The 3,537-nt window shown below is 64.0% G+C and carries 1 protein-coding gene; it reads right to left on the reverse strand.

The window, feature by feature from the left end; genetic code table 11:
* Positions 1-572: 572 nt before the first annotated feature.
* Positions 573-2,981 (reverse strand): TOTE conflict system archaeo-eukaryotic primase domain-containing protein, encoded by a 2,409-nt coding sequence (locus RM423_RS24265; RefSeq protein WP_311425612.1) that lies wholly within the window; start codon positions 2,979-2,981, stop codon positions 573-575.
* Positions 2,982-3,537: the final 556 nt, after the last annotated feature.

Raw genomic sequence — 3,537 nt, forward strand, 5'->3', positions numbered from 1 at the left:
CCCGCGTCATCAAAAGAAAGATGCCCAAATGGCACGTCAAACGCGCCCACCACGCCACCTGGCCCCGACCCCAACACCCACCCATCTACCAGATCACAACCCACTAACTGAACGGTATTAGGGCTAACTCTGTCCTAGGCCATGAGCATCGGTAGCCAGTTGGGCAGCCTACGGTCTCGTTCGACGCCGTTTGCCGGGATTCGCGGTTCCGAGAAAATCCTTATGCAATAAGCCTTTGCTCGACTGCGCGTGTCCATGAATATGGATAAAACGGACTGGCAGTGTGGCGCTGAACAGTGACGGACGTCAGCGGACGGCCCGCCCGAGAGCGGACGATGTGCGCGATCCGGGAAGTGTGGTGGTGTCCTCCACCGCGCGCATGAGAGCACCCTACCGCGTGCTGGCATAACAGTCGCACGTCTTGTCGCGCGCTGTGGAATTAGTGAATTGATAAGGGAGGGGTGCACTTGGAGTCGTTCCCGCAGTTATCGGATTGTTTTGGCGGTTTTCGCTGACGCTGAGATATGAGTAGAGGGAAGCATTCGTATGCAACCTGTGTTCGATTTTTGGATTTAGATTCTCCGTGGATCGGGAAATCCGAGACTTGTATATCCGGAGGCGCGTTTGCTAAGCGATGATGCAAGAACTCCGGTCGCTGCGTCGTGGTAATCGTGGACTTCGGCTGTTGTTTTTTCGGGGTAAGGACGCATGATTCTTCCGACATATTGAACGAGGCGCCCTTTGAATGCGATGGGTGCTGTGAGGAAGAGTGCGTCGAGCGCTGGGCAGTCGAAGCCTTCGCCGATGTAGGAGCCGGTGGCAACGACGAGTAGCGGCGCATCGGAGGCCTGCGGGTCAAGCCGGCTCAGGGCGGCTGCGCGGGCCTTGGCGCCCATCCCTCCCCGTAGCACCACCGGATCATGACTTCGTTCGCGCAGGAGTTCGGCGAGGTGTTCGAGGTGTCCGGTCCACTGGGTGAGGACCAGACAGTGTCGACCGCGTTCGAGCGCATCCACTACGTCGCCGATGATCTGCTGGTTGCGGCGCTCGTCGGCCGTGAGCTCTCGGTAGACCGTGGCGATCCCGCCCGGTGCTGATGGGCCGGTGTCGCCGGTGTAGCGGAAGTCGGTGGTGTGTAAGCGCAGCTGTGGCTGTGGCGCGACGGAGTCAACTGCCCGGTAGGACAGTGTTCCTGATGTGGCCTGGGTCATCGTGTGTCGGGTTGGGCCGAGCTGTAGTGCGATGAGGTCGTCGAGCTGGTCGCGGCGGTAGGGGGTTGCGGTGAGCCCGATCCAGCGTCGTGCCGGAATCTGACGGACGGCGTGCTCGAACGCTGCGGCTGGCACGTGATGACATTCATCGACGATGACGAGCCCATAGTCGGCGGTCAGCTCGGCTATGTCGGTCACCCGCGACAAGGTCTGCAGGGTGGCGACGTCGATGACGCCGGTGGTCTTGGCACGGCCGCCGCCGCGTTGTCCGGCCTTGAAGCCCAGATAGTCATGAATGCGTGCTCGCCACTGATCGGCGAGCGCTTTGCGGTCGACCAGGACGAGCGTCGAGACGTCGTGGTGGGCGGCAAGGGCACAGGCGATCACGGTCTTGCCGGCCCCGGGAGGGGCGACCAGCACACCGAGATCGTGACCGGCCAGGGCGTCGTGGGCGGCCTGCTGCTCGGGGTCGAGCTCGGCCTGGAAGGTGAAGTCCTGCGGCTGCCCGGGCGTGGTTTCGTCGACCATCTCGAGCCGGCTGCCGACCTCGGCGATGAGTTCTTCCAACCGCGCGCTGAGGCCACGCGGCAGAACGAGATCACCGGTGATGGTCTCGTCGTAACTGACGAGGAATCGTGGCGTGTCCCAGGTCGAGGCCCGGCGACGTTGACGTTCGTAAAAGATCGGATTGGGCATCGACGCCGCATGTTTCAGAGTGGCCAGCAGCGCCGGCGGCAGATCCGCCCCGTCGAGGGTGATCACAGCTCCACGGCGCGCGTGAATCACGGCGGGCGGCGCAACGGTGATCCGAGTCGAGGTCGCGGCCCGTAGCCGTTCCACGCCGGCACCGACGCTGACCGGCCCCAGTTGCTTAGCCAGCCGGGACAGCTCCCGAGGAGATACCCTGCCGACTGTGGAGAGGTAGGCCCACTGGTCGTCATGCGGTTCCAGCGTGGCCACGTCAAGAAACAGGGTCGTGCCCAGACGACGACAACGCCCCTGTAGTGGCGCAGCGATCAGATTGCCGAGGCCGCCGACCTGAAGGACGTCCTGGGAGGGGAACAGGCGGTCGTAGCTGGCCAGGCTCATCCGGCCCCGCAGCGCGATCGCCTCACGCAGCAAACCACTACCGACCTGGCGCGCGACCGCGGCCGGCACCGGCGCGGCGAAGAACAGCCACGCATGCGCTCCGGTGCCTGAGCGGGACACCTCCAGCGCCACCGGGGCACCGACCGCCCGTGCCGCTTTCAGATAGGCCAGCGCATCGAGCATCGCGGCGGGGCCGTCGAAGTCGGCCGCGAGCCACCAACACCGATCGCCGTCCAACAACGGATACAGCCCGAGATCGAGCTCGCCCGACAGGTGCGCCGTCAGCACCTGTTCGGTCAGCGGGAGGTACTCCCGCTGAGCTGCCGGCACCCCACGGCGCCAGCCGCCCCGCACAGCCGGCATCCACCCCGCCTTGCCCGAGCGGCGGTTCTCCCACCGCACGGCATAGACATCGGTACGAGCGCCGAACAGAGCGGCAAAGAACGCGACCTTCGTTGCCGGCGACGAACCGACGTGCACTGAGCCGGGTGCCGCGTCGAAGATACCCGTCTGCGCCGGACCCGGAGGGCGCGCCTGCGCCGGCGTCAGGTCCAACAGGCGCAGCAGCCGCGCGTTCTCCGAGCGCAGATGTGCCACCTGCGCTCGCATGGCAGCAAGCTCGGCTTCCAGGACAGTCAGCGAACGGTGTCCGCTGGCTGGCTCGTCATCGCTGGGTGCCATGGTTTGGTCGCCCTACTTCCGCCGCGGGCTCAATAACGCGGATCTCGGCTGAAGCGGTGAACGCCGGGTGCGTGTGAGTCGGGATCTAGTCCTCATGTTCAAAACAACTGATCTTGGGAGTCGGGTGGGTCAGGCGCGTCGTCGGAATTCGGCCTCGACTTTGTGCGCTTCTTTGAACTAGAGGGGAACGACGAGCCCGGTCCGTATGTGACGGATGGCCCTCGCTGGGCGTCGGACGTCTTGGTCAAGATGCCGCGGTCTACGAGGTCACCAAGCACGCGCGATGCGGCGACGCTTTCCAGGTCAAGAGCGATTTTAACGATTCGGGCGTTGATGCCACCACTTTCGCGAACCAGTTCCACGATCTTGCGATCGTATTCGTCTGTTGTACGACGGCGATACGCGACCGCGGGACCCAAAGCACTGATGACGGGACCTGACCCCGAGTAGTGGACACGCTCAATCCCTGCTTCGGTGGGGTGGAAGCGAGATGATCCACTCATGGCGAGGAAGAACTACTCCGAGGAGTTTCGCCGCGACGCTGTCGAGTTGTATC

The organism is Jatrophihabitans lederbergiae (assembly GCF_031845305.1).
Taxonomy (GTDB): Bacteria; Actinomycetota; Actinomycetes; order Mycobacteriales; family Jatrophihabitantaceae; genus Jatrophihabitans_A; species Jatrophihabitans_A lederbergiae.

What these genes read in the sequence shown, in the direction of transcription:
- RM423_RS24265 (WP_311425612.1), bottom strand. Translation starts at nt 2,981, where the DNA reads ATGGCACCCAGCGATGACGAGCCAGCCAGCGGACACCGTTCGCTGACT.